The following is a 26,334-nucleotide window of genomic DNA, read 5'->3' on the forward strand; positions in this document are numbered from 1 at the left end:
TCTACCGGCCGTCAAGCTCCCTGTGGCGCTTCAAGGCCGTCCATCGATCCCCGAAGGCTTGCGCTAGGCGCTCGACCAGATACACCGATCGATGTTGGCCGCCAGTGCACCCGATGGCCACGGTGACATAACTGCGGTGGTTGCGATCCAGCATTTCCAGCCAATGCCCCAGAAATTTTTCAATGTGCTGCTGCATCAACAAGACATCCGGCTGCTGTTGTAAAAAGTGCTGCACTGGCTCATCCAACCCTGTTTGGTCGCGCAGCGCTGGCTCATAGTGCGGATTGGGAAGCATCCGCACGTCAAAAACGTAATCTGCATCCATCGGTATGCCACGCTTGAAGGCAAACGATTGGAATACCAGGGTGAGTTGGCCCGTGGCAGCGGTCAAGAGCTTCTTCACGTAGCTTTGTAGCTGAGAGGCTCGGATGGTGCTGGTGTCGATCACATGCGACTGCTCTCTCAACTCTGCGAGGAGTTCCCTTTCGAGTTCAATGATCTGAACAAGCGCCCGGCGGCCCTGTTGCAGATCGTCATGCGAAAGCGGATGGCGACGCCGGGTTTCGGAGAATCTCCGCACCAGCGTATCGATCGTGGCATCCAGGAATATCGATTGCACGGCGATGCCCTGGTTGCGCATGCGCTGCAGCGCCTGCGGTACCTGATGAAGCGATGTGGCGCTGCGCACATCGACCGCGATGGCAACCCGGTTGGCGTGGTGCCTGTGCTCGAGCGCCACAAAAGCATGCAGCAATTCCGGTGGCAGGTTATCCACACAGTAGTACCCCGCGTCCTCCAGCGCGTGCAGCGCTACCGACTTGCCAGAGCCGGACATGCCAGTGATGAGAACAATTTCCAGCGTCGTCGGGTCACTCACTGTGTCACTCCTCCCGTCAACATTTCTCGCGCATGGGCAAGCGTGGTCAGCGTCGAACGCTCGCCACCCAGCATTCGGGCGATTTCTGCAATACGGGCTTCATCGCGCACTGACTCCACCGTACTGATCGTCCCTTGCGCAACACTCAACTTGGTCACCTTCAAGTGATGATGGGCGCACGCTGCCACCTGGGGCAGGTGGGTGACCGCGAGCACTTGCCGGTCTTGTCCCAGTTGCTGCATCAGTCGGCCGACCGTTTCCGCAACAGCTCCGCCGACTCCTGAATCCACTTCGTCAAAGATCAGCGTTGGTGCAACGCCCAGTTCGGATGTCGTGACCGAGATGGCCAGCGCGATTCGTGACAGTTCGCCCCCTGAGGCCACCTTCGCAATCGGCTTGCGCGTCATGCCAGGATGGCCGGCCACCAGAAACACCACTTCGTCCACTCCATCAGCCGTGGGCTCAGATGCCTTCGCCATCGCCACTTCAAACTTGCCGCCCGCCATGCCCAGGCCCTGCATTGCCTGGGTAATGGCGTTGGAAAGTCTCGGAGCCGCTCTGGTGCGCAACTGAGATAGTGCCTGGGCAGCGCTCTGGTAGGCCGCGGCGCTGGCTTGTTCGGCTTTTTCGAGAAGCTGCAGGTCGGCTGCCGCGTCGAGCCTGTGTAACTCGGCTTTCCACGCTGCCAACAACGACGGCAGCTCGCCAGGTGGCCGCTTGTATCGTCGCGCCAGGGACATCCACTGCGACAGCCGGGCATCCAGCTCGGCCAGTCGATCGGGGTCTGTTTCAGCCCTTCGCAAATACAGCTGTAACGAGTGGACAACGTCGCTCGCTTGCGCCATGCTGGACGCGAGAATGTCAGCAAATGCCGCAAATTCGGGTTCAATATGTTCTTGTTGGCGCAGGTGTCCCAGGGCACGTGCAAGGCCGGACAAGGCACCCGTTTCGTCTTCCTCGATCGCATGGACTGCGGCCTGCGCCGCTTGCAGTAACGTGTGCGCGTGTGACAGGCGGTTGTGCTGCGCTTCCAGTTCTTCCCATTCATGCGCGCCTGGAGCGAGTTTCTCCAGTTCGCTGATCTGCCATTGAAGACGCTCGCGTTCCTGCTGCAGGGTGGACTGCGCCTGCCTGGCATCGCGCAGGGCTTGCTGATCGTCCCGCCACTGGTTCCACCGCTTGGCGGTATCGCTGCGATCCGCGCCTGCGAATGCATCAAGCAGCCCTCGGACCGAGTCCGGCTTGGTCAAGCTCAGCCAGGCATGTTGGCCATGAATATCCAGTAGAAGGTCGCCGATGGCCCGAAGCTGGGTCGCGGTCGCTGGCGTCCCGTTGATCCACGCCCGGCTTTTTCCTTGGGTGTCCACGTTGCGGCGCAGAAGCAGCAGCTCATCGGTGGCGAAACCCGCTTCTTCGAGCCACGGTTGCACATGTGCAGGGCAGTCGAACTCCGCGCAGATCTCGGCGCGTGTGGCGCCTTCTCGGACAACGCCGGCGTCTGAACGAGCCCCCAGAGCCAGTTGTAAGGCATCAATCAGGATTGATTTGCCTGCACCGGTCTCCCCGGTCAGGACCGTGAATCCAGCGTTCAGCTCAAGCTCGAGTGATTCGACGATAACGAAGTCACGCAGTGTGATCCGCCTCAATCCCATGTTCAGGAACCTCCTTCGTTCCAGCGAAGCTTTTTTCGCAACGTTGCGAAGTAGTTCCAACCGTGCGGATGCAGGAAGCGGACGCAGTGTTCTGACCGCTTGACGACAATTCTGTCCCCACGAAGTAGCGAGGCGAGCGATTGCATGTCGAAATTTGCGCTGACGTCGCGCCCGCTGACAACCTCGACGGCAACTTCGTTGGCGTCCGACAAGACGATAGGTCGGTTGGACAGCGTGTGGGGTGCAATGGGAACCAGCACCCAGCCTGGAATGGAAGGGTGAAGCATCGGCCCGCCAGCGGACAGCGCATATGCCGTGGATCCAGTGGGCGACGCGATGATCAAACCATCGGCGCGCTGGTTGGCCACTAGCTCACCACCGACTTCGACGCGAAGCTCGACCATTCCCGCAGTAGCGCCGCGATTGACCACGACGTCGTTCATCGCCAATGCCTCAAAGACGATGCGCTCGTCTCGCACCACGCGAGCTTGCATCAAGGGGCGCAAGTCCTCTTCATATTCTCCGTGCAGCATGGGCGGTAGCGTTGTCTCATAGGTCTCCAGGGGAATATCGGTAATGAATCCGAGGCGCCCCTGATTGATGCCGATCAGAGGAGTGCCGAACTTCGCCAGCTGGCGGCCGATACCGAGCATGGTGCCATCGCCTCCCACGACGAGCCCAAGATCGCACTGCGAGCCGATCTCTTCGACCGCAAGGCTAGGGTACTGTCCCAGGCCCATGCTTGAGGCGGTCCCTGCCTCGACGGAGACGCGGCAGCCCTGTTTCGCAATGACTGCTGCGATATCTGCAATCGCCTGCCGTCCCGAGTCACTGGAGAGGCCAGACCCGGAGGCTTGGTATTTGCCGATGAGCGCGACGTGGCGGAATTTGGTCTTCATCGTTAAATTACAACACTAAGACGGGACGGCTGTGCCGAAATGAGGAATAGCCGTGTTCTGACGGAGCAGTCTGGAAGGTTGCGCTTGAATGCACCGCGTGCAAACATTTCTCACCACCTCCACGAGCATGAGGGACTGGGCGCATGCACCTGTCGGGCATTACAACCGTAGAATTCCCTCATGCTCGATGATCGTGCCAAGTTGTTGCTCAAATCGCTTGTTGAGCGCTATATCGCCGACGGCCAGCCTGTGGGTTCACGCACGTTATCGCGGGCTTCCGGTTTGGATCTTTCGCCAGCGACCATCCGCAACGTGATGGCAGATCTGGAAGAGCTTGGGCTGATAGCCAGCCCGCACACGTCTGCGGGTCGCATCCCCACCGCCAGGGGATACCGTCTCTTCGTCGACACCATGCTCACGGTTCAGCGCGACGGTCTGAGTCCACCCAAGATCGCGCCAGAGCAACCCCAAAAGGTGATCGCCAATGCGGCACAGCTTCTGTCGAACCTGTCGCAGTTCGTGGGCGTGGTGATGGCTCCACGGCGTGCCTCTGTGTTTCGCCATATCGAATTTCTGCGTCTTTCCGAGCGGCGCTTTCTCGTGATCATCGTGTCGCCCGAAGGGGATGTTCAAAACCGGGTCATCTTTACCGAAGCTGACTATTCGCAATCCCAGCTGATTGAGGCGTCGAATTTCTTGAACGCCCATTACGCAGGGCTCGCCATGGAACTGGTGCGAGAGCGGCTGAAGTCGGAGGTCGATGTACTTCGGGTAGAAATCGCATCGCTGATGCAAGCCGCTGTCAACGTAAGCACGGAAGCGATGTCCCAGGAACACGGAGATGTGGTGATCTCGGGCGAAAGAAACCTGCTTGCCGTGAGCGACTTCTCCAGTGACATGGGCAACCTGCGGCGCGCATTCGACCTCTTCGAGCAGAAAACGCAGATCTTGCGCCTTCTGGACATTTCCAGCCAAGCCGAAGGCGTGCGCATTTACATCGGTGGCGAGAGTCAGATCGTACCCTTCGAAGAGTTGTCTATCGTCAGTGCCCCATACGAGGTGGATGGCACAGTGGTAGGGACCTTGGGCGTCATCGGTCCCACCCGTATGCCGTATGACCGGATGATCCAGATCGTCGACATCACATCCAAGTTGGTGTCAAACGCGCTCAGTCATCGCAAGTAAGCCTCTACAATCCTGTGCTTCGTCGCTTGGTACGTTCCGGACGATGCTGGGGGCGTTAGCTCAGTTGGTTAGAGCAGAGGACTCATAATCCTTTGGTCGTTGGTTCAAGTCCAACACGCCCTACCAAGCGGATAAAGCTTGAGTTATCGAGGGGGCTCTGGGTCGGATTCTGGGTGCTCGAGTGACATTGGGTTGGTGGTGCCATCGATTGCAGTGCGGAGTGCTCCAGGATCTCGCAGATGCCATGTTGCAGCCCGGTTTTTCTTTTGGGGCTCCCAGAAATTCATGCTAGAATGCCAAGCTTAGCGGCTGTAGCTCAGCTGGATAGAGTACTTGGCTACGAACCAAGGGGTCGTGGGTTCGATTCCTGCCAGCCGCACCAACAGGTAAGCCCTGAGTCTGAAAAGTCTCAGGGCTTTTTCCTTGGTGCGTTCTGTACGCTCATCTGGTCGGGTTGCTCTGTGGGGCGCTCCCCTAACGGTAGTCTGTCCCAGCTGGGCCGCAGGCAAGAGCCTTTCCGTCATGTGCGCGCCGACATCGGAGTCCCGATGGTTTTCTGTCGAACCATCTGGGGGTGCATCTTTCCCAGCGCTGTAATGGTCGCCTGGCGCCTAGCGTTGATTCGCGTCGTTGATGATTCCCTCGGGCGCAATCCATTAGCCGATGGGCTGGTGCAGTTTCCGGTTCGAGAGCCCGCTGCTCAACCGGCGGTGTGATAGGGCAAGGGTGGCGTGTTTGGGATTGGTTTGTGCGCGGGGTATGTGCCGCAATGCGTGTTTGGCTCGGCGGCCGTAGGATCCGGTACAAAGGAGTTTTTGGTGAGTAAAGCATTCACGAAAGAGTCTGACGGTGACGATGAAGCCCCTGAGTCGCCAGCACTGCCGGGGGGGAAGAACTACATCACCCCAGGGGGCTTCAGTCGGTTGCGTTCGGAGCTTCTTCAGCTGATTAACGAGGAGCGGCCGAAAATTGTTGAAACGGTGCACTGGGCGGCCAGCAACGGGGACCGCTCGGAAAACGGCGACTACCTTTACGGAAAAAAGCGCCTGCGCGAGATAGACCGCCGCATCCGCTTCCTCACGAAACGGCTTGAGATCGCGGAGGTCGTGGATCCGACGATACACGCCGGCAGTGACCAGGTTTTCTTTGGCGCCACGGTCACCTATGCCGAAAACGGATGCGTTGAGCGAACCGTCACCATCATGGGAATCGATGAGTCAGACAGTTCGGCGTCTCAGGTCAGCTGGATTTCGCCGGTCGCAAGAGCCTTGTTGAAAGCCCGAGTCGGCGACGAGGTTGCGCTGCCTACGCCCGGTGGGATCCGGCGTCTTGAAATTCTCGCCGTGCGCTACCCATCCCCTACCAGATCGCGATAGCCTGCATGCAAATTGTGGCAGGGCGCGTTGCCGCGCGGCCCATGCTGGGATGGGCCCCGGCAGTGTCAGGTCTGAGGAGTGATCCGCACGGCCCGAAGCACGGCAGGCGTACGGCGTAAGTTTCGCAGTGCCGCCTCCAGATGGCCTTGGTCGCGCACAGCGACAATGAACCGCAAGTCCGTGGTGTCGAGCGCCGCTTCGTCATCCATGTCCACATGGGTGATATCCGCTTCCGCATTCGCCAGATCCGCAGCAATTCGGGCGAGGACGCCCTTGCCGTTCCTGACTGTGACCACAATCCCGGTTTCAAACATCCTCAAGGGCTCGTCAGACCATTCGACTGCGATGAACCTTTCACTGTCCTTGTATTGCAGGCGTTTCGAGACGCCACAGTGAACGTTGTGTACCACCAGGCCTTCGCCACGACCCAGGTAGCCGACGATACGATCCCCGGGCACTGGGCGACAGCAGGCCGCGTATTGGACTGACGCATTTTCGCTGCCATCCAGTGTGACGGCGCCCTGTGACAGGCTTTCGTGCGACGTGTACCGCTCCTTGCTCAGCAGCAGGGCATTTGGGCGATGTCCGTGCTCTGCCATCAGCACCATCATCCGCTTTGCAACGATGCTGGCAATCCGTTTGCCTAGACCGAGATCAGTCATCAGTTCGCTGTGGGTCCGGTTGCCGGTGAATCGAAGCAACTTATCCCATAGCGGTTGGGTTTCTGCATTGACGGGAGGGAGTTGCTCCAGCCCCTCGGCGCGTATGGCCTGCGTCAGCAGCTTCTCCCCAAGCCCTTCGGATTCTGTCTGCGCAAGCGTCTTGAGGTAGTGCCGAATCTTGGACCGCGCCCGTCCGGTGCGGACAAAGCCCAGCCAGGCGGGGTTGGGCGCAGAGGCTGGTGAGGTGACGATTTCCACCACATCGCCGTTTTTGAGTTCGGTGCGTAGCGGTACCTGCTCGTTGTTGATTTTTGCGGCAGTGGTGCGGTCGCCCACGTTGCTGTGGATGGCGTAGGCAAAATCCACGACTGTGGCGCCGCGCGGCAACGCCATGATCTGGCTTTTGGGTGTAAAGACATAGACTGCGTCCGGGAACAGATCCACCTTGACGTGGTCCCAGAACTCGGCTGCATCGCGGGTTTCGTTTTGGATGTCGAGCAGGGATTGCAGCCATTTGGTGCCCAGCCGTTCGGCTGCGGTGCCATTGGCGTCTTGTGCCTTATAGAGCCAGTGTGCCGCTACCCCCGCCTCGGCAATCAAATGCATCTCGTCGGTGCGCATCTGGAACTCAATATTCACACCGGACGGGCCGACCAGTGTCGTGTGCAACGACTGGTAGCCGTTTAGCTTTGCAATGGCAATGTGGTCCTTGAACTTGCCCGGCACGGGCTTGTACATCTGGTGGAGAACCCCCAGTGCGGTATAGCAGTCCGTCACGGAGGGCACAATGACGCGAAAGCCGTAGATATCGGTGACCTGCGCGAAACTCAGGTGCTTGTGGTTCATCTTTTGATAGATGGCGTACAAGGTTTTTTCTCGGCCTGCAAGACGGACTTTCATGCCGATTCGCGAAAAGGCGGCATCCACCTCGGCCTGAACCTTCTGGATCAGGTCGCGCCTGCGATTGCGGGACTTGTTCACCGCCTTGAGCAGGGTGGCATAACGCCAGGGGTGCAGATGGCGGAATGCAAGATCCTGTAGTTCGCGGAAGGTCTGGTTCAGTCCTAGACGGTGGGCAATGGGTGCATAGATTTCGAGCGTTTCCGACGAAATGCGGCCCCATTTGCTGCGCGGCATATCGGACAGCGTGCGCATGTTGTGGGTGCGGTCTGCCAGCTTGATGAGGATCACCCGCACGTCGCGGGCCATGGCCAGCAACATCTTGCGGAATGATTCGGCTTGGTTTTCTTCGCGTGTATTGAAATGCAGCTTGTCGAGCTTGGTTAAACCGTCAACCAGCTCGGCCACTGGCAGTCCAAAGCGGTCGATGAGGTCCGCTTTGGTGACGCCGCAGTCTTCCATGGCATCGTGCAGGAGCGCAGCCATCAGCGCCTGCGCGTCGAGTTTCCAGGTGGCGCACTGGGCTGCCACCGCAATGGGATGGGTGATGTACGGCTCACCACTGCTGCGCAGCTGGCCCAGGTGCGCTTCGTCCGCGAAACGGTAGGCTTGGCGAACTTGCTCGACGCTGTGCGCATCTAAGTAATCAAGGCTGTCCGTCAGCGCTGCGAAGCTGGCCGCAGCTGCGTTAGCCGCCGCAGCTGCCGCCGACAACCCGCCTCCGACCTGGACGAGCGTTTCGCCAGACCGTGCAGTTGTGGCCGAGGGTGAGTTGAGCACCGCGTTCATCTCCTAAATGTAGCGCGCAACGGGTTCCTGTCACATTTGGGAAAAAAAAAGCACCGCAAGCGCGGTGCCATTTTGAGGGGTGTGCTTTCTCGGAAAAGCTTCAACCGGGAACTTTCTTAAGCATCTCCAGGCCCACCTTGCCGTCGGCAATCTCGCGCAGGGCGGTGACGGCAGGCTTGTTACGACTTTCAATGCGAGGCGCATGGCCCTGGCTGAGCATGCGGGCACGGTAGGTTGCAGCCAGCACAAGCTGAAAGCGATTTGGGATTTTTTCCAGACAGTCTTCTACGGTGATGCGTGCCATTGTCTTGCTCCGGGGAATCAGGTGATGTTCAGCGACTGAAAGGTGTCGGCTCGGGCGCGGCGCTGGGCGGCGTACTTGAGTCGCTGGGCGTGAACTACCGCTTTCAGGTCGAAAAGGGCGCGCTCAAAAAGCTCATTAATTATAACGAAGTCGAAGTTGCTGACTTGCGCCATCTCGGTCGCGGCGTTTTTCAGGCGGATTTCGATCACCTCCGGCGAGTCCTCCCCCCGTCTTTCCAGGCGAGAGCGCAGCTCCTCCCAACTGGGTGGCAGTATGAACACCAAGACAGCGTTGGCGAAGGCCTCGCGGATCTGAAGGGCGCCTTGAAAGTCGATCTCCAGGATCACGTCGGAACCCTGGGCAATGCGTTCCTCGATGGCTTTTTTGGATGTGCCGTAGCGGTTGCCGTGCACCACAGCCCATTCGACGAACGCTCCGGCCTCGACCATGGCGTCAAACTCGGGTTGGGAGGCGAAGTAGTAGTCGCGCCCGTGCTTTTCCTGGCCTCGAGGCGCTCGTGTAGTGTGCGAGATTGACAGGTGGACATGCGAGTCGAGCTCGAGCAGGGCCTTCACCAGGCTCGATTTGCCAGCGCCGCTGGGGGCTGCCACAACGATGAGGTTTCCAGGGTAGTCCATATCAATTTGCGCTTTACGCTATCCAAACAAGAGCTTATTCGATGTTTTGCACTTGCTCGCGCATCTGTTCGATCAGAACCTTCATGTCAACGCTCACGCGCGTGAGGTCCAGCGCTGCCGACTTGGAACCCAGGGTGTTGGCCTCGCGGTGCAGCTCTTGGATGAGAAAGTCCAGGCGCTTGCCGACCTCGCCGCCTTTCTTGAGCAGCCGCTCGATCTCTTCCAGGTGCGAATCAAGCCGGGTGAGCTCTTCGGCAACATCGATGCGGATGGCAAAGGCCGTCGCCTCGGTCATGGCGCGATCCCTGGCGGCCTCGGGCACGATGGCGCCATCGGTCAGACCCATGGCCTCGTTCCAGCGCTCTATGAAACGATGGCGCTGCTGTTCTACGAGCAGTGGAACCATGGGCGTTGCCTGCTGTGCCAGGTTGCGTAACTGTTTGACGCGGTCCAGCAGCATGGTGGTTAGGCGCTTGCCCTCCCGTTCGCGGGCGGAAATCAGCGCATCCAGGGCCTCCTGCGCCAGGTCAGGCAATGCTGAACTCCAGTCTTCAGTGCCGGTCTGGGCGTTGGCACACAGGCGCAGCACGTCTGCCACCGAAAGTGGTGCGGCGCTGGGCAGCCATGCCCGCACGGAATCCTGCAAGGTATTGAGTCGTTGCAGCACGCGGGCTGGTGGGTCTGGCAGTACGTTACCGTCGTCGCTTTCGATGGTTGCGCGTACCTCCACCTTGCCGCGTTTGAGTTGCGCAGTCAGCAAGGTGCGCAAGGTGGGCTCCATGGCGCGCAGTTCGTCGGGAAAACGGAAGGAGAGGTCCAGAAATCGGCTGTTGACCGAGCGGATTTCCAGCCCGAGCCGTCGCGATACTTGCGTGCGTGTATCGGCCGCCGAGCCCGCGGCAGACACGCCACGCTGCACGCTGGCGTATCCGGTCATGCTGTAAACTGACATTAGACTTTTGATGTAGCGGATTTCCGGCGATTATCCGGGTTCCGTCCCATGGCCGAGTCATCTTCGCAAAATATGTCAAAAATCAAGCCGGCGCCCCTGCCGCCCGACACTGTCATCGGTGGATACCGCGTAATTCGCCGGGTGTCGTCCGGGGGGTTTGGCGTGGTGTATCTGGCAATCGACAGCGAAGGCCAGCAGGTTGCCATCAAGGAATATCTCCCGTCATCGCTTGCAACCCGTGCCCCGGGTGAGCTTCTCCCCAAGGTCCCGTCAGAAAAGCTGTCGCTGTATCGGCTCGGCCTCAAGAGCTTCTTTGAGGAAGGGCGCTCGCTGGCGCAAATCTCGCACGCGTCCGTGGTGAGTGTGCTCAACTTCTTTCGCGAGAACGAAACCGTCTACATGGTGATGAATTACCTGGAGGGCGCGACCCTGCAGGACTTCATCATTACCGCCCGCGACCTGAAGACGCAAAAGGTATTCCGGGAGTCCACCATCCGCTCGCTGTTCGATGAGGTGCTTCGGGGGCTTCGCATCGTGCATCAGCACAAGATGCTGCACCTCGATATCAAACCCGCCAACATTTTCATCACCGACGACAACAAGGCGGTGATGATCGACTTCGGGGCTGCGCGGGAAGTGTTATCCAAGGAAGGCAACTTCATCCGCCCGATGTACACCCCGGGCTTCGCTGCGCCCGAGATGTACCGTCGCGATTCCCAAATGGGCCCTTGGACGGACATCTACGCCATCGGTGCGTGCATCTACGCCTGCATGCAGGGTTTTCCGCCGAACGAGGCCCCACAGCGTGTCGATAAGGACCGACTTTCGCTCGCGTTGACCAAGCTGCGCGGCGTGTATTCCGACAACCTCATCGAGGTGGTTGAGTGGTGTATGGCGCTTGATCCGCTATCTCGCCCGCAGTCGGTGTTTGCGTTGCAAAAGGAGCTCAGTCGCGAGGGCGAACGCCGCTACACCAAGCTCACCGTTGCGGAAAAGATGCGCTTGCAAATCGACACCCTGGTGGCTGACACCAAGAAGAGCGTGCAAAAGGTGAGTGAAGTTACCAAAATGGGAGCTAAACCCCGATGAACCCCCACCGATTCAAGCGGGGAAGCTCGTGCATGTGTTCATTGATCGTGCTTTTGGGACGCGCCTGCAGGCGTGAGCCGCTATGAAATTTTCCGTATTCCAGATCAGCCGACGCGGCGGGCGCGAAAAGAACGAAGACCGCATGGGGTACTGCTACACGCGTGAATCGGTCCTGTTTGTGCTGGCCGACGGCATGGGCGGCCACCCGGAAGGCGAAGTCGCCGCGCAGATTGCGCTGCAGACGATTTCTGCCCTGTTCCAGCGTGAGGCTAAGCCCCAGCTCAAGGACGTGCAGGAGTTCCTTTCGGGTGCGCTGCTGGCAGCGCACCATCAAATTCTGCGATATGCCACCGACCGCGGCATGCTGGACACACCGCGCACCACGCTGGTAGCCGCCGTGCTGCAGTCTGGCACAGCCACCTGGATCCACTGTGGCGATTCCCGCCTGTACATGGTGCGTAATGGCGAGCTGGTGACGCGCACGCGCGACCATTCCTACATGGAGCTGCGCAACGCCCCTCCGCCCGGACTGGATCAAATCAATCGCAACGTACTTTTCACCTGCCTGGGGTCGCCCACCAAGCCGATCTATGACATCACCGGGCCGGTGCACCTGGAGCAGGGCGACCGCATTCTGTTGTGTTCCGATGGTCTGTGGGGCACGCTCAGCGACGAGCACATTGCCGGTGAACTCTCGCGCAGTGCCGTGTCGAATTCCGTCCCCGACCTGGTCGAGGACGCCCTGCGCGCGGCTGGAGACACAAGCGACAACGTGACGGTGATCGCCATGGAATGGGAAACGCCAGACGCGTTCGAGTCAACGCGGGGAGTCTCGACCGACAGCATCAGCGACGATGTGTTTGCGTCCACCATCCAGGCGGGCCCGCTCGACGGTCTGGTCGATGACCTGGACGATGCGGCGATCGAGCGGTCCATCGCCGAGATCAACGAGGCAATCCGTCGCTCGGCTGCCCGCAAAGCTTGATTGCGTGAAAGACTGCCCGTCCTGGGCCGTCGCATTGGGGGTCGATCGGCCGCTGGGGCGTTGACCGATGCTGCTCCCCACCTTACGTACCTTGCGCGCGCTTGTGGCGCTTACCGGCTGGATCCTCCGGGTGTGGTGCCCTGATCGATGTTCACCCAATACGGCCTGAGGGCCTTCGCGTTTTATGACCACTTCCTCCGCTTCCATTGCCTTTGTCCGACCTGCCAATCGGCTCGTGGACGAGTTGCGCCCCGTGCGCATCACGCGCCGCTACACCATCCACGCCGAAGGTTCGGTGCTCATCGAATTTGGCAATACCAAGGTGCTTTGCACCGCATCGGTAGAGGAGCGCGTGCCGCCCCACAAGCGAGGCAGCGGCGAAGGCTGGGTGACGGCCGAGTACGGTATGCTTCCGCGTGCCACCCACACGCGCAGCGACCGTGAGGCCGCCCGTGGCAAGCAAAGTGGCCGCACACAGGAAATCCAACGCCTCATCGGCCGCTCTCTGCGCGCGGTGTTTGACCTCAAGCTCCTGGGCGAGCGCACCATCCAGATCGATTGCGACGTGATTCAGGCCGATGGCGGTACCCGCACGGCTGCGATCACTGGCGCCTGGGTCGCGGCGCACGATGCCGTGACCAGCCTGCTGGCAGCGGGAAAGATCACGCAGTCGCCCCTGGTCCAGCCGGTGGCCGCCATTTCGGTGGGTATTGTGCAGGGCACGCCTGTACTGGATCTGGAATATGTCGAAGACGTGGACTGCGACACCGACATGAATGTGGTGATGACCGGAGCGGGGCGCTATGTCGAAGTGCAGGGTACCGCCGAGGGTGCCGCATTCACACGAGCCGAGATGGACCAGCTGCTGCAATTGGCCGAAAAAGGCATTGGTGAGCTGGTGGCGCTGCAGGCACAGGCGCTGGCAGCCGTGCAGTGAAATGCTATGATTTCGATAGCTTTAATCCTTTGATAGACGTGCGTAAACGGCCATTTTGAGTATGAAAATCGTCCTGGCATCCAACAACCGAGGCAAGCTGTCCGAACTCCAGGCCATGTTCGCCCCGCTGGGGGTCGAGCTGGTACGCCAGGCCGATCTGGGTGTGGGCGAGGCGGACGAGCCGTTTCGCACCTTTGTTGAAAACGCCCTGGCCAAGGCGCGCTTTGCATCAGCCCACACCGGGCTGCCCGCGCTGGCGGATGATGCCGGCCTGTGCGTCGATGCATTTGGCGGGCTGCCGGGCGTGGACACGGCCTACTACGCCACGCAGTTTGGCTACGTAAAAGGCGACGACACCAATGTGCGGGCATTGCTGGAGCAGATGCATGGCGTGGAGCAACGCCGCGCTGCCATGCTCAGCACGCTGGTCGCCGTGCGCAGCCCGCAAGACCCAGAACCTCTCATCGCAGTTGGCCGCGTGGTCGGCGAAATCACCCGGCAGCCTCGGGGCAGTAACGGTTTTGGCTTTGACCCTGTCATGTTCATCCCTGAATTTGGCAAGACCTTTGCTGAGTTGCCCACCGAGATCAAGAATGCCCACAGCCACCGCGGTCGTGCCGCGCAGCAGATGATGGCACTGATGCGCGAGCGCTGGCTGGCTTAACGAAGGTCTGATGCTTGCGATGCCCATTCCCATCATTGCGTCCGTTACCGCTGATCCGCCGCCCACGGAGGCGGCGGCCGTTGTGCACGACATCCAGCACTACATGCGCCCAGGCACGTTGCAGCTCAGTAGCTTGCCGCCGCTTTCGCTGTATGTGCACCTGCCCTGGTGCCTCAAGAAATGTCCCTACTGCGATTTCAACTCGCATGAGTTTCGTACCAAAGAGACCTTGACGGGTGCCGATACCGATGCGCCCCCGGAATCCGGGGTACCCGAGCAGCGCTACATCGACGCCCTGATGGCAGACCTCGAAAGCGCGCTGCCCCTGATCTGGGGACGAACGGTGCACAGCGTCTTCATCGGTGGCGGAACGCCGAGCCTTTTTTCGCCGCAGTCCATCGACAGGCTGATGGGCGATATCCGCGCTCGGCTGCGTCTGGAGCCCGACTGCGAGATCACGATGGAAGCCAATCCGGGCACCTTTGAAAAAGACCGGTTCCGCGCCTTTCGTGCGGCAGGGGTCACCCGGTTGTCCATTGGCGTGCAAAGTTTCAATGACCGCCACCTTAAAGTTCTGGGCCGCGTGCATGACCGGGAGCAGGCACTGGCCGCCGTACAGGAGGCAGCCCAGGCGTTCGAGACCTTTAACCTCGACATCATGTACGGCCTGCCGGACCAGACCCTGGGAGAACTCGAGCAAGACATGCAGACGGCGCTGGCGCTTTGCCCGCCGCACATCTCCATCTATCACCTCACTATTGAGCCCAACACCTATTTCGCCAAGTTCCCGCCCGTGATACCCGAGGATGACCTGGCCTACGCCATGCTCGACCGCATCACCGAACTGACCGGGCAAGCGGGCCTTGCGCGCTACGAGATTTCAGCCTACGCCCGACCGGGCCACCAGTGCTTTCACAACACCAACTACTGGCAGTTTGGCGACTATCTGGGTATTGGGGCTGGCGCCCACAGCAAGCTGACCTTTGCGCATCGGGTGGTGCGCCAGGTGCGCTTTCGGGACCCTCGCCGCTACATGGACAACGCGCTGGCCGGCCATGCGGTAGCGCAGGATGATGATGTGCGGCGAAGCGACCTGCCGTTTGAATACATGCTCAACGCGCTGCGGCTGCGCGAGGGCTTTGCACTGCAGGATTTCACCGCCCGTACCGGACTGCCCCTGTCCTCGATTTCACGTGCGCTGGACGAAGCCGAGCGCAAAGGCCTGATCGAAAAAGATATGGCCCGTGTGCGCCCCACCGAGCGGGGATTTGATTTCCTGAGTGACCTGCAGGAACTGTTCCTCGCGGACTGATGAACCGCCTGAGCGGCGCGGCGATGCCTGCACTGCGCGGCCACCCGGGGCCAGCCGTCAGCCGCAGCGCACCGCGATGATGCGGCCGGTGGCATCCACTTCGAGGTTCAGGCGCTGGGCGTTGAATTCCTTGGTGATGATCTGGCCTGGCCGCAGGAGCCTCGCCAACTGAGCGCCTGACCGCTCCCGGGCCAATTCTATGACCGAAGCCGTGCCGTTTTGGCCCACCGCAAATTGGGCTGGCTGGGCATTGCACGGCGTTGCCAGGACAGGTCGATCTGCCGGGCCGGGGCCAATGGCTGCAACGCCAGCGGGGGCAGTCCCTCCATTCGGCGCTGGTGATGGTGTCTGTCCGTAGCCGGAGCAGCCGCCCAGAGCAAGCATCGCCGCGATGGCCATGCCACCCGCGGTCGTGGTGAGTCGATGGATCATGATGTGTCGTTCCTGTGGTGTCGGTGACCTGCGAGACGGGCGTAGTTTGGTTGGGGTGTACACCGTTGCCCGCGACCCGTCGGACTCATCTTAAAAGAGGCTGTGTGTCACCAGAAGATTGGCACCAAGGTCGCAGGCACTGAAAGGGGGCAATTCAGCCGGATCCGCCGGCCCCTCCACCGTTGATGGCTTAACGCGACTGTGCAGCGCGTGCACAGCAGGTTTCCAGCGCCGTCGTCCAAATGGCCCCATTGCTGCCGACACGCGTTGATGTGCTGGTCGTTGAGCGGATCTTTACGCGGTAAGAGCCACGCTATGACCCCCAGATGGACCTAGCCCAGTGGGGCCTCCAACAGGTGTATCCCACGGTAAACGCCGCTGCCGATGGGGCCGATGCCGACCAAGGGGTGCCTTGATAAAGATCAAGCAGCTCTTGCCATGAGCCGCCTACAGTGGTGTCCATGGAAACTTCCGGCCCGGCTGTTCCGGTCCTTCGGGGTCGAGCACTCACAAAGACTTACGGCAGCGGAGGCACTGCGGTCTATGCGCTGCGCCAGGTCGATATCGACGTCGGGCGCGGCGAATTCATCGTGTTGCTGGGTGCCTCTGGCAGCGGGAAATCCACCTTGCTCAATATCCTGGGCGGGCTTGATGTCCCCACGTCGGGCCAGGTCGAGTTTGAGGGCCAAACGCTCACCGGCGCCAGCGATGATGTCCTGACCCGCTACCGCCGCGAGCACGTGGGTTTCGTTTTCCAGTTCTACAACCTGATCCCCAGCCTCACGGTGGCGGAGAACGTCGCCTTGGTCACCGACATCGTCTCCCACCCCATGCCGGTCGATGACGCCGTGGACCTGGTGGGCCTCACGCCACGCAAGGACCACTTTCCTTCACAACTTTCCGGTGGCGAACAACAGCGCGTAGCCATCGCGCGTGCTATCGCCAAACGTCCGGCTTTGCTGTTGTGCGACGAGCCCACGGGCGCACTCGACTATCCCACCGGCAAGCTGGTGCTGGAAGTCATCGCGCGCATCAATCGCGAGCTCAACACCACGGCCGTGGTGATCACGCACAACGCCGCAATTGCAGGAATGGCGGACCGCGTCATCCGTCTGGCCGATGGACGTGTGGCCAGCATTGAAAAACCACCGCGGCGTCTGACGCCCGCCGAGCTATCGTGGTGAATTCATGAAGGCCCTCGATCGCAAGGTGCTGCGCGACCTGCGCGTGCTGTGGAGCCAGGCCATCACCATCGCACTGGTCGTGGCGTCCGGGGTAGGGGGCTACATCGCAACGCTGTCGGCTGTGAGCTCTCTTGCCGACGCGCGCGATGCGTTCTATGCCAGCGGACATTTTGCCGATGTATTCGCCAGCGCGAAGCGGGCACCCCTGGCTTACGCGCAGCGTCTGGGCGAGATTCCCGGCGTGCTGGATGTCCAGGTCACGATCGAGGCGTCGGCCCGCGTCACGGTCCCAGGAAGTTCCGATCCGGCCATCGGACTGCTGATCGGCGTGAACGCGCAAACTCCGCGTCGTCTCAACAGCGTGGTTTTGCGCAGCGGACAATGGCCGCAAGCCGATATCCACGCGGGCAATGAAATACAGGCGCTCGTCTCGGAGAGCTTCGCTCAGGCACACCGGCTGCGGCCTGGCGACACAGTCCGCGCACTCATCAACGGCAAGCGGCGCACATTGCGCATCACCGGGACCGCGCTCTCGCCAGAGTACATTTTCGGCGGGTTGATGGGCATGCCCGACTTGCGTGCCTTTGGCGTGTTCTGGCTCAACGAAGACGAGCTTGCCGCTGCCATGGACATGGGCGGGGCATTCAATCGAGCCGCCATCAAGCTGGCGCCAGGAGCCTCTGAGCCCGCCGTGGTCGATGCGGCCACGCGGATCCTCGCGCGGCTCGGCGGTGCACCAGCGCATGGACGCGACTCGCAGCCATCGCACGCCATGCTCGACAACGAGATCCGCGAGCAGCATGTGCTGGGGACTGTTGTCCCGGCCATCTTCCTCGTGGTGGCTGGATTCCTGTTGCATGTGGTCACTGCCAGGCTGGTGGCAACGCAGCGCGAGCAGATTGCGGCGCTCAAGGCCCTGGGCTATGCCAACTACACCATCGCCCTGCACTACATCAAGCTGGTGACCCCGATGGTGGCTGGCGGCTACCTGTTGGGGCTGGTGCTGGGCCGGGTCCTGGGGGCGGGCATCGTGGGGCTTTACACGGAGTTTTTCCGATTCCCCACATTCGAGCACCATGCGCCCGTTCAACTGGCGTTGCTTGCGTTGGCCATCGTGGGAGCAACGGCCATCCTCGGTACGCTGACAGCTCTTGCGGCCACCGTGCGGCTGTCGCCTGCCGAGGCCATGCGGCCACCTGCACCGGGGCGATACCGGCGGTCCTGGCTGGAGCGGATTCCCCGACTGAGGACAGGACCCGCCCTGCGCATGATTGCGCGCAACATTGAGCGGCGGCCACTGCGCGCGGCAGTCACCACTGGAGGGATCGCTGCGGCGGTGGCGATTGTGATCATGGGCAACTTTTTCCGTGATGCCATTGAGGCAATCATCCAAACCCAGTTCGACCTGGCCCTGCGGGGCGATGTCGTGGTGTGGAGCCTTGATACCGTCAACGCATCAGCCGCTCGAGAGCTCGCACGGCTGCCGGGCGTGCTTCAGGTAGAAGCCGGTCGGCGGGTTGCAGTGCGTTTTCGCCATGGCGCGCGCACCCAGGATGGCCTCATCGATGGCCGTGCCGCAGCGCCCTCTTTGCAACGCGTTTTCGACGTCGATGGTCGCCAGGCCCTGGCAGGAACACAGGGTGTTCTCATGTCCGACCGACTGGCAAGCAAGCTCGGACTTCGCGTCGGAGACACGGTGGAAATTGAAGTTCGGGAGGGAAGACGCGCCGTGGTGCATGCAGTGGTGGAGAACACCGTGCGCGACATGATGGGCTTGAATGCCTACATGCGGCGCGACGCCCTCAATCGGCTGCTTGCCGAGGGGGATGTGGCAAACAACTTCGCCTTGCGCGTGCAGCGCGACATGCTGCCACGCACGCTGGAAGCCACCCAAGCCTTGCCACGCGTCGCGGGCACGTTCAGCAAATCGACCATGCTGCGCAACATGAGCGAGGTGAGCGCGCGCAATATCCTCATCATGAGCTCCATTCTCACGGCGTTCGCAGTCGTGATTGCCGTCGGCGTGGTCTACAACAACGCGCGCATCGCATTGGCCGAGCGCACCTGGGAACTGGCCAGTTTGCGGGTGCTGGGTTTCACCCGTGCCGAGGTCTCCATGCTGCTGTTGGGCGAACTGGCCATTGGCATCGCGATTGCCCTGCCATTGGGCATGCTGCTTGGTTGGGGGCTCACACATGCCATCGTGCAGGCGATTCGCTCGGACCAGTTCCTGTTTCCCGTCGTGATCCAACCTCGCACCTACGCATGGGCGGCGGTGGCGGTGGTGGCCGCAGGCATCGCCAGTGCGCTTGTCGTGCGAAGAAGGATCGACAACATCGACATGGTCGCAGCGCTCAAGACAAGGGAGTGAACAGCATGATCATGAACCGGCGCACCGTCGCCATCATCGCAGTGTCCGTCGCTGCCATCGCCGCCTTGGCTTGGGCTTTTGCCCCCAGGCCACTGGAGGTAGAGACTGCGTCGGTCACACGCGGGCATTTTGAGCAGAGCATCGAGGAAGACGGCCGCACGCGCCTGCGTGAGCGATTCACGATCTCTGCGCCGGTGGCAGCACGTCTTGCACGCATCCAACTGCGTGAAGGCGATAGCGTTCAGGCAGGTGACTCGGTGGCAGTGCTGACGCCGGTGATGCCCTCGATGGTCGATGAGCGCAGCATGCGCGAAGCGGTGGCTCGCCTGAAGGCTGCCCAAGCAGCTGTAGCCGGGGCAGCGGCCCGGGTAGATCGCGCTCGCATCGCTTACGAAGAAACACGTCTGGAGTGGCAGCGCGCTATCAGGCTTGCTGCCGAGGGGTTTGTCTCTGCCTCCCGCCTCGACAGCACGCGGCTTGCCGAAGATGGGGCTCGCCAGGATCTCGAAGCAGCGCGGGCAGCCCATGAAGCCGCAATGCACGAACGCACTCAAGCGGCTGCCGTTTTGCAGCCGATAGGGCGCGGTGCAAGCGGAGCGCCCTTGCAGCTTCGCGCGCCCATTACGGGCGTCGTCCTGCGTGTGCCCATCCAAAGCGAAGCCACCGTGGCACCCAACACGGCCCTCTTGGAAATCGGCGATCCAGGGCGCATGGAAGTGGTGGCAGAACTGCTCACAACGGATGCCGTACTTGCACGGCCTGGCACCACGGCCCGGATTGAGCGCTGGGGCGGGCCGCCTGTGGAGGGCCGTGTGCGGCGCGTCGAACCCGCTGCGTTCACCAAGGTTTCGGCCCTCGGGGTGGAAGAGCAGCGCGTGAATGTCCTCATCGACCTGGATCGCACGCCCGACGCCTGGCGCACGATGGGCGACGGCTTTCGAGTCACCGTGCAGGTCATTACCGCAAGCGTTCAGGATGCGGTCCAGGTTCCGGTGGGGGCACTGGTGCCAACCGAGAGTGGCGCCATGGCCGCCTATGTCGTTGAACATGGCCGCGCCGCACTCAGGCCGATTGAGCTTGCAGGCAGAAACTCTGCGATGGCCTGGGTTACCGCCGGTCTCCAGCCGGGTGATCGGGTGATCGTCTACCCACCGCCTTCGGTGAGTGCCGGGCGGCGCGTTCAGCCGCGCGCACCAGGTTGAGGCTGTCTTGGCAACGATCCAACGCGGTGGGTGGACACCCGTGCCCAGTTACCACGACCGTCCAAGGCCACCACGGTAGAGGAGGCCATCGCTTCCCTGCCCGCGCGATCCACGGTTGACTGGACAGGTGTTCAGCCATCGCGGATGCAGTCTGAACGCCAGAAACCAGCGGACCTGTGCAAGCGAGCGCAGATTGCCCGCTTATGGAAGCCAAAAACGATACAGCGCAGTCAAAGCGCTACCGCTGGGGATTTTTTCCTGGACTTTCAACCCGGCCAGTTTGGGGAGGGTTGCAGGGTGGGGAGGTGGGGTGAATTGCGTTGCAGCCCGCATGGGTGCAAGGTTTGTGGCGGAGACTGTGAGATTCGAACTCACGGACGGTTGCCCGTCGGCAGTTTTCAAGACTGCTGGTTTAAACCACTCACCCAAGTCTCCGCGAAAACAGCCTTAAATTCTAGCTGACTGAGGGCGGTTGCTTGTGCAGCATTCCGCGGCTTTCGATGAACTGGATGACGCTGTACAGGCCTTCCAGTGTCTTGAGGTTGGTCATGGCAAAGGGTTTGAGCTGACCTTGGGACGTGGTGCGCATGCGGGTGGTGTCGGCGCGCATGATGTTCAGGTTGGCGCCCACATGGGGCGCCAGGTCGGTCTTGTTGATGATGAACAGGTCGCTCTTGGTGATGCCAGGGCCCCCCTTGCGGGGGATTTTCTCGCCGGCTGCCACGTCGATAACGTAGATCGTCAGGTCCGAGAGTTCGGGGCTGAAAGTGGCGGCCAGGTTGTCGCCACCGCTCTCCACGAACACGATGTCGGCATCGGGGAACTCGCCCAGCATGCGGTCGATGGCTTCGAGGTTGATGGAGCAATCCTCGCGAATGGCGGTGTGCGGGCAGCCGCCGGTTTCCACACCGAGGATGCGCTCGGGTGGCAGGGCGCCGCTCACGGTCAGCAGGCGCTGGTCTTCCTTGGTGTAGATATCGTTGGTAATGGCCACCAGGTCGTAGTCGTCACGCATGGTCTTGCACAGCATTTCAAGCAAGGTGGTTTTGCCTGAGCCCACGGGGCCGCCGATGCCCACTCGCAGCGGAGGCAGCTTTTTGGTGCGGTTCGGGATGTGGTGCAGTGCGTTGGTCATGGTTTTATTTGCTATTAAATAGATAGCTTATTGCGATTGCGTGGCTTGCGCTAGGAGCGAAAAAGTCTTGAATATTGCACTTCGTGCTGGGCGCTCAGGATGGCGAGCATGGGTGAAAAAGCCTGGCGCTCGCTGTCCATCAGGCCGATGGCGTGGTCGGCGGCGGATGGGATGGCGTCTGCCAGTCGGGCCAGGATGCGCTGGCCTGCGCTTTGGCCTAACTGCATGGATTTGAGCGCGGCCTGCACCATGTTCTCGGCCCAGCCGAAGGCGTAAGCCAGCAGCACATCGCGCACGGGCGCCGGTGTGACGGAGGCGGCCAGCGCAAAGGCCACGGGATAGGTGGGAGGCAGGGCGGCCAGGTGGAGCACGGCGGGCATCATGGCCTCATTGCCCTGGTGTTGATTGCGCAGCCAGTCGCTCATCGAGCGGCCCATCTGCTCGCTTTGCAGCCGCAGCTCGCTCGTTTCGCGAGTGTGCAGCACCCAGTCGTTGAGTTCGCGCACATGCGCCCAGTCAGCGCGGCGCCAGGCACCCAGGGCTTTGGCGATCAGGGCCATGTCGCCGCGGGACTGGGTGATGTGCAACTGGTCGAGCAGCCAGTCGGCCACGGCGGGCTCGCTCGCAAGGCCCGCGTTTTCAATGGCGCTTTCCAGCCCTTCGGAATACGAGAATCCGCCCACGGGCAGCGCGGGGGAGGCCAGCCATATCAGCTGCAAGAAGCTGGCAGCGGGCAGTGGCGTGGGGCGGTCCGGGCGCATGGTGGAGGTGGGTCAGGCCAGGGGATGTGGGTGTGGGGCGAGGTGGTGCGTGGAGCACGCCCTGGCTTCGACAGGCTCAGCCTGAACGGATTGGGCGGCTGCGACGGATGCCCTGGCTTCGACAGGCTCAGCCCGAACGGATTGGGCGGCTGCGACGTATGCCCTGGCTTCGACAGGCTCAGCCTGAACGGAGTGGGCGGGTGCGATGTACGCCCTGGCTTCGACGGGCTCAGCCCGAACGGAGTGGGCGGGTGCGATGTGCGCCCTGGCTTCGACAGGCTCAGCCCGAACGGATTGGGTGGCTGCGATGTACGCCCTGGCTTCGACAGGCTCAGCCTGAACGGATTGGGCGGCTGCGAAGTATGCCCGGGCTTCGACAGGCTCAGCCTGAACGGATTGGGCGGCTGCGAAGTATGCCCTGGCTTCGACAGGCTCAGCCTGAACGTATTGGGCGGGTGCGACGTACGCCCTGGCTTCGATAGGCTCAGCCCGAACGTATTGGGCGGGTGCGACGTACGCCCTGGCTTCGACAGGCTCAGCCTGAACGGATTGGGCGGGTGCGACGTATGCCCTGGCTTCGAGGGGCTCAGCCTGAACGGTGAGGGGAGTGCGCCGCATGGGGACCATGGCCAGTTCAGTGGTCGTGGTTGCAGTGGGGGCCGTGCACATGGCCCGGGGCGACTACCGGGATGGAGATGGTGCGACCACGGGGCGCTGCGGAAGTGGTTGGAGCGGCGGCGTTGGTATGGCTGTGATCGTGGCTGTGCCCATGGTCGTGGGCATGCGAATGGAGTTGTTCGTCTGAATGGTCGTGATCGTGACCGTGGTGCTGGTCGTGCCCATGGTCATGCCCAGCACCCCTGTGGTGGTACCCGCTGCCGTGCCCGGCTGCATAGGCGCCGCCTTCGGGCTCAAAGGCCAGGTTTTGCTCGGTCACGATCAGGTGCATGGCGCGCAACATGTCGGCCAGCACATGGTCGGGTTCGATCTTAAGGTGGTCGGGTTGCAGCTCGATGGGCACATGGCGGTTGCCCAGGTGGTAGGCGGCGCGGGTCAGGTCAAACGGGCTGCCGTGGTGTGGGCAGTGGGTGATGACCAGCACCGGCTGCGGCGCAGCAATCACGCGCACCATGGAACCGTCTTCGGCCACCAGCACGTCGCCGCCGCGTACCAGCGTGCCGCGTGGCAGGAAGATGCCCAGTGCACGCCCGGTGGAGTCGGTGGCGGCAAAGCGGCTTTTTTGGCGCACGTCCCAGTCCAGCTCGACGGTGGTGGCGCGCTTGAGCAGAACCGGGGCCAGGCCCTGGCCCTGGGGGAGAAGTTTGGAGGCTTGGAGCATGGGTTCTTGAGGTTCCGGCGGGCAAGGCATGCATTGTCGGCCAGGGGCGTGAATCACAGCGTGCGGGTCATGAATAAGCTGTACGGATCAGGGCCATATTTGGCAAACGGGCCACATGCGACAAAACCGTTTTGCAAATAGAGCTGCCGCGCGGGCTCGAAGAAGGGTTGCGTTCCGGTTTCCAGGCTCAGGCGGGAAAAGCCACGTGTGCGGGCCTCTTGCAGCAAATGGTTGAGCAGATGGCGGGCGATGCCGTGTCCCCGGTGGTGGGCGCTGGTACGCATCGATTTCACTTCGGCGTGGTGCGCATCGAGCCGCTTGAGCGCGCCGGTGCCCACCAGCATGCCGCCCTCTGCCTCGGGCAGCCAGGCTGACCAGAAGGCGATGTCGGGCTGGCGCAGCTGGCCCATGTCCAGCGCGTGCACGCTTTCGGGCGGTGACACGGCACGCATGTCCGTCAGGTGCTCTTGCATGAACGCCTCGATGCGTGGGTCGCTCAGGTCGTCCAGGCGAATCAGCAGGCGTTGCACGAGGGAGCCCATACGACCCAGGCCTCAGAACAAAAAGTAGCGCTGCGCCATCGGCAGCACGGTGGCGGGCTCGCAGGTGAGCAACTGGCCATCGGCGCGCACGATGTAGGTCTGCGCGTCGATTTCCATCTTGGGTGTGTAGCTGTTGTGCACCATGTGCTGCTTGCGCACATTGCGGATGTTGCGCACGGCACTGAGTCGCTTGGTCAGTCCAAAGCGCTCGCCAATGCCTGCGTCCAATCCCGCCTGCGACACGAAGGTGAGCGAGGTCTTGGCAATGGCCCCACCAAACGCGCCGAACATGGGTCGGTAGTGCACCGGCTGCGGCGTGGGGATAGAGGCGTTGGGGTCGCCCATGGCTGCCATGGCAATCAGCCCGCCCTTGAGGATGAGCGCGGGTTTCACACCAAAAAATGCGGGCTTCCAGATCACGATGTCGGCCCATTTGCCCACTTCGAGCGAGCCCACTTCGTGGCTGATGCCGTGGGCAATGGCGGGGTTGATGGTGTACTTGGCGACGTAGCGCTTGATGCGCGTGTTGTCATGGCGGGCGGTGTCGCCCTGCAGGGTGCCGCGCTGCACCTTCATCTTGTGCGCCGTCTGCCAGGTGCGCAGGATGACCTCGCCCACGCGGCCCATGGCCTGGCTGTCGCTGCTCATCATGCTGATGCCGCCCAGGTCGTGCAGGATGTCTTCGGCCGCGATGGTTTCTTTGCGGATTCGGCTTTCGGCAAAGGCCAGGTCTTCGGCGATGCTGGCATCCAGGTGGTGGCATACCATGAGCATGTCCACATGCTCGTCCAGCGTGTTGTGGGTGTACGGCATGGTGGGGTTGGTGGAGCTAGGCAGAAAGTTGGCTTCGCCCACCACGCGCAGGATGTCCGGGGCGTGGCCTCCGCCCGCGCCTTCGGTGTGAAAGGCGCAGATGCCGCGCCCCGCCACGGCGGCGATGGTGTCTTCCACAAAGCCCGATTCATTGAGCGTGTCGGAGTGGATGGCCACCTGCGTGTCGGTCTCGTCGGCCACGTCCAGGCAATTGCTGATGGCTGACGGGGTGGTGCCCCAGTCTTCATGGAGCTTCAGGCCAATGGCACCCGCGCTGATTTGCTCGCGCAGGGCATCGGGCAGGCTGGCATTGCCTTTGCCCAAAAAGCCCAGATTCATCGGGAAGGCATCGGCCGCCTGCAGCATGCGCTCCATGTTGAAGGGGCCGGAGGTGCAGGTGGTGGCCAGCGTGCCGGTGGCGGGCCCGGTGCCGCCGCCCAGCATGGTGGTGATGCCGCTGGCCAGGGCTTCTTCAATCTGCTGGGGGCAGATGAAGTGGATGTGGCTGTCGATGCCGCCAGCGGTAACGATGTTGCCCTCGCAGCTGATGATTTCGGTGCCGGGGCCGATGATGATGTCCACGCCCGGCTGGGTGTCGGGGTTGCCGGCCTTGCCGATGGTGGCGATGCGACCCGCCTTGAGGCCGATGTCGGCTTTGAAGATGCCGGTGTGATCGACGATGAGGGCGTTGGTCAACACCGTGTCCGCTGCGCCGCCACCGGAGGGGCCTGACCCTGCACCCGCATTGCTGCGCTGGCTTTGCGCCATGCCGTCGCGGATGGTCTTGCCGCCGCCGAACTTCACTTCCTCGCCATAGCTGCCGGCGCGCAGGGTGTGGTCGGCCTCGACTTCAAGGATGAGCTCGGTATCCGCCAAGCGCACGCGGTCGCCCACGGTAGGGCCGAACATTTCGGCATACGCGCGTCGTCCAATGGTTGCCAGAGGGGGTGCTCCGCGAAAAACAGATTGCTATAAAATAAATAGCACTAAAAGCTTATCAGTCAGGCGCAAGTGGTCTATTTTTCTTGTAAATTGCTACAACGAGACATTGATGAGACAACGAAAGCCATACACCCGGCGGTCGCCCGCGTAATCCACGAGCTCGACGGTGCGCTCCTGTCCGGGCTCAAACCGCACTGCGGTGCCCGAAGCGATGTTCAGTCGCATGCCGCGCGCGTCGGGGCGGTTAAAGCGCAGGGCATGGTTGGTTTCGGCAAAGTGGTAGTGCGAGCCGACCTGGATCGGCCGGTCGCCGGTGTTGCACACCACCAGCGTCACGGTGCGCCGCCCGGTGTTGAGCAAGTGTTCGCCGTTGTCGATGAGCAGTTCGCCTG

General features: G+C 61.7%; 24 protein-coding genes and 3 tRNA genes. 12 read left to right on the forward strand and 15 right to left on the reverse strand.

Translation table 11 applies throughout. From position 1 onward, the window contains the following. Position 1 precedes the first annotated feature (1 nt). Genes rapZ through ACK543_RS12095 form a run of 3 tightly spaced genes read right to left on the reverse strand, consistent with a single transcriptional unit; the run spans position 2 to position 3,428 of the window. Positions 2 to 877 (reverse strand): RNase adapter RapZ, encoded by an 876-nt coding sequence (gene rapZ / locus ACK543_RS12085; protein WP_409943097.1) that lies wholly within the window; start codon positions 875 to 877, stop codon positions 2 to 4. Further along, positions 874 to 2,529 carry a DNA repair protein RecN gene (gene recN / locus ACK543_RS12090; RefSeq protein ID WP_409943118.1) on the reverse strand — a complete coding sequence of 552 codons (1,656 nt, stop codon included), beginning with the start codon at positions 2,527 to 2,529 and terminating at the stop codon, positions 874 to 876. Before recN ends, rapZ begins: the two co-directional genes overlap by 4 nt. A gap of 2 nt (positions 2,530 to 2,531) precedes the next feature. Beyond that, positions 2,532 to 3,428, reverse strand: a complete 897-nt coding sequence (locus ACK543_RS12095; RefSeq protein ID WP_409943098.1) for an NAD kinase — start codon at positions 3,426 to 3,428, stop codon at positions 2,532 to 2,534. Between the two features lie 180 nt (positions 3,429 to 3,608). Between ACK543_RS12095 and hrcA the strand changes: the two genes are divergently transcribed. The 4 genes from hrcA (at position 3,609) to greB (ending at position 5,989) form a co-directional block, all read left to right on the forward strand. Next, on the forward strand, positions 3,609 to 4,613 hold the full coding sequence (gene hrcA, locus ACK543_RS12100) for a heat-inducible transcriptional repressor HrcA (RefSeq protein ID WP_409943099.1): 1,005 nt from the start codon (positions 3,609 to 3,611) through the stop codon (positions 4,611 to 4,613). 49 nt (positions 4,614 to 4,662) lie between these two features. Next, positions 4,663 to 4,739: transfer RNA gene (locus tag ACK543_RS12105), tRNA-Ile, on the forward strand. 179 nt (positions 4,740 to 4,918) lie between these two features. Beyond that, positions 4,919 to 4,995 (forward strand) — tRNA-Arg (locus ACK543_RS12110). Between the two features lie 436 nt (positions 4,996 to 5,431). Then, positions 5,432 to 5,989, forward strand: coding sequence for a transcription elongation factor GreB (gene greB / locus ACK543_RS12115; protein WP_409943100.1), 558 nt, complete (start codon positions 5,432 to 5,434; stop codon positions 5,987 to 5,989). Between the two features lie 65 nt (positions 5,990 to 6,054). Here the strand turns inward: greB and ACK543_RS12120 are convergent, their stop codons facing one another. From ACK543_RS12120 to ACK543_RS12135, 4 genes are all read right to left on the reverse strand, one after another. Beyond that, positions 6,055 to 8,340 (reverse strand): RelA/SpoT family protein, encoded by a 2,286-nt coding sequence (locus ACK543_RS12120; protein WP_409943101.1) that lies wholly within the window; start codon positions 8,338 to 8,340, stop codon positions 6,055 to 6,057. A 100-nt stretch (positions 8,341 to 8,440) separates the two neighbouring features. Next, positions 8,441 to 8,644, reverse strand: a complete 204-nt coding sequence (rpoZ, locus tag ACK543_RS12125; protein WP_069103553.1) for a DNA-directed RNA polymerase subunit omega — start codon at positions 8,642 to 8,644, stop codon at positions 8,441 to 8,443. A 17-nt stretch (positions 8,645 to 8,661) separates the two neighbouring features. Next, positions 8,662 to 9,282, reverse strand: coding sequence for a guanylate kinase (gene gmk / locus ACK543_RS12130; protein WP_409943102.1), 621 nt, complete (start codon positions 9,280 to 9,282; stop codon positions 8,662 to 8,664). Between the two features lie 34 nt (positions 9,283 to 9,316). After that, a complete protein-coding gene (locus tag ACK543_RS12135; protein ID WP_409943103.1) occupies positions 9,317 to 10,234 on the reverse strand; it encodes a YicC/YloC family endoribonuclease in 918 nt (305 codons plus the stop codon). Positions 10,235 to 10,306: 72 nt separating this feature from the next. On the opposite strand from ACK543_RS12135, the gene ACK543_RS12140 reads away from it, so the two are divergent. From ACK543_RS12140 to hemW, 5 genes are all read left to right on the forward strand, one after another. After that, entirely contained in the window at positions 10,307 to 11,323 is a 1,017-nt protein-coding gene (locus tag ACK543_RS12140) for a serine/threonine protein kinase (protein WP_409943104.1), read from the forward strand. An 82-nt stretch (positions 11,324 to 11,405) separates the two neighbouring features. Beyond that, positions 11,406 to 12,308, forward strand: coding sequence for a PP2C family protein-serine/threonine phosphatase (locus ACK543_RS12145; RefSeq protein ID WP_409943105.1), 903 nt, complete (start codon positions 11,406 to 11,408; stop codon positions 12,306 to 12,308). 184 nt (positions 12,309 to 12,492) lie between these two features. Next, positions 12,493 to 13,245 (forward strand): ribonuclease PH, encoded by a 753-nt coding sequence (rph, locus tag ACK543_RS12150; RefSeq protein ID WP_409943106.1) that lies wholly within the window; start codon positions 12,493 to 12,495, stop codon positions 13,243 to 13,245. Positions 13,246 to 13,306: 61 nt separating this feature from the next. Next, a complete protein-coding gene (gene rdgB, locus ACK543_RS12155; protein ID WP_409943107.1) occupies positions 13,307 to 13,909 on the forward strand; it encodes an RdgB/HAM1 family non-canonical purine NTP pyrophosphatase in 603 nt (200 codons plus the stop codon). Positions 13,910 to 13,928: 19 nt separating this feature from the next. Continuing rightward, a complete protein-coding gene (hemW, locus tag ACK543_RS12160; RefSeq protein WP_409943119.1) occupies positions 13,929 to 15,221 on the forward strand; it encodes a radical SAM family heme chaperone HemW in 1,293 nt (430 codons plus the stop codon). 57 nt (positions 15,222 to 15,278) lie between these two features. On the opposite strand, the gene ACK543_RS12165 is transcribed toward hemW, so the two are convergent. After that, on the reverse strand, positions 15,279 to 15,653 hold the full coding sequence (locus tag ACK543_RS12165) for an I78 family peptidase inhibitor (RefSeq protein WP_409943108.1): 375 nt from the start codon (positions 15,651 to 15,653) through the stop codon (positions 15,279 to 15,281). A 461-nt stretch (positions 15,654 to 16,114) separates the two neighbouring features. Here ACK543_RS12165 and ACK543_RS12170 point away from each other — a divergent pair, with 461 nt between their 5' ends. From ACK543_RS12170 to ACK543_RS12180, 3 genes are read left to right on the forward strand one after another with little or no spacing between them, the layout of a single operon-like run. Then, positions 16,115 to 16,837: an ABC transporter ATP-binding protein gene (locus tag ACK543_RS12170; protein WP_409943109.1), complete on the forward strand. Its 723-nt coding sequence runs from the start codon at positions 16,115 to 16,117 to the stop codon at positions 16,835 to 16,837. 4 nt (positions 16,838 to 16,841) lie between these two features. After that, positions 16,842 to 19,208, forward strand: a complete 2,367-nt coding sequence (locus ACK543_RS12175) for an FtsX-like permease family protein (RefSeq protein ID WP_409943110.1) — start codon at positions 16,842 to 16,844, stop codon at positions 19,206 to 19,208. A 5-nt stretch (positions 19,209 to 19,213) separates the two neighbouring features. Further along, on the forward strand, positions 19,214 to 20,410 hold the full coding sequence (locus tag ACK543_RS12180) for an efflux RND transporter periplasmic adaptor subunit (protein WP_409943111.1): 1,197 nt from the start codon (positions 19,214 to 19,216) through the stop codon (positions 20,408 to 20,410). 347 nt (positions 20,411 to 20,757) lie between these two features. Here ACK543_RS12180 and ACK543_RS12185 read toward each other — a convergent pair. From ACK543_RS12185 to ACK543_RS12215, 7 genes are all read right to left on the reverse strand, one after another. Then, positions 20,758 to 20,845: transfer RNA gene (locus tag ACK543_RS12185), tRNA-Ser, on the reverse strand. 19 nt (positions 20,846 to 20,864) lie between these two features. After that, on the reverse strand, positions 20,865 to 21,545 hold the full coding sequence (gene ureG / locus ACK543_RS12190; RefSeq protein ID WP_409943112.1) for an urease accessory protein UreG: 681 nt from the start codon (positions 21,543 to 21,545) through the stop codon (positions 20,865 to 20,867). 50 nt (positions 21,546 to 21,595) lie between these two features. Continuing rightward, complete coding sequence (locus ACK543_RS12195) at positions 21,596 to 22,306, reverse strand: urease accessory protein UreF (protein WP_409943113.1); 711 nt, start codon at positions 22,304 to 22,306, stop codon at positions 21,596 to 21,598. A 634-nt stretch (positions 22,307 to 22,940) separates the two neighbouring features. Continuing rightward, on the reverse strand, positions 22,941 to 23,645 hold the full coding sequence (gene ureE / locus ACK543_RS12200) for an urease accessory protein UreE (protein ID WP_409943114.1): 705 nt from the start codon (positions 23,643 to 23,645) through the stop codon (positions 22,941 to 22,943). 53 nt (positions 23,646 to 23,698) lie between these two features. Continuing rightward, on the reverse strand, positions 23,699 to 24,187 hold the full coding sequence (locus ACK543_RS12205; RefSeq protein ID WP_409943115.1) for a GNAT family N-acetyltransferase: 489 nt from the start codon (positions 24,185 to 24,187) through the stop codon (positions 23,699 to 23,701). Positions 24,188 to 24,199: 12 nt separating this feature from the next. After that, positions 24,200 to 25,942 (reverse strand): urease subunit alpha, encoded by a 1,743-nt coding sequence (gene ureC, locus ACK543_RS12210; protein ID WP_409943120.1) that lies wholly within the window; start codon positions 25,940 to 25,942, stop codon positions 24,200 to 24,202. 93 nt (positions 25,943 to 26,035) lie between these two features. Further along, positions 26,036 to 26,334, reverse strand: a 299-nt coding sequence (locus ACK543_RS12215; RefSeq protein WP_409943116.1) for an urease subunit beta, incomplete at its 5' end; no start/stop codon positions are given.

The organism is Acidovorax sp., assembly GCF_046341535.1.
In the GTDB taxonomy this organism is placed as follows: domain Bacteria; phylum Pseudomonadota; class Gammaproteobacteria; order Burkholderiales; family Burkholderiaceae_C; genus Acidovorax.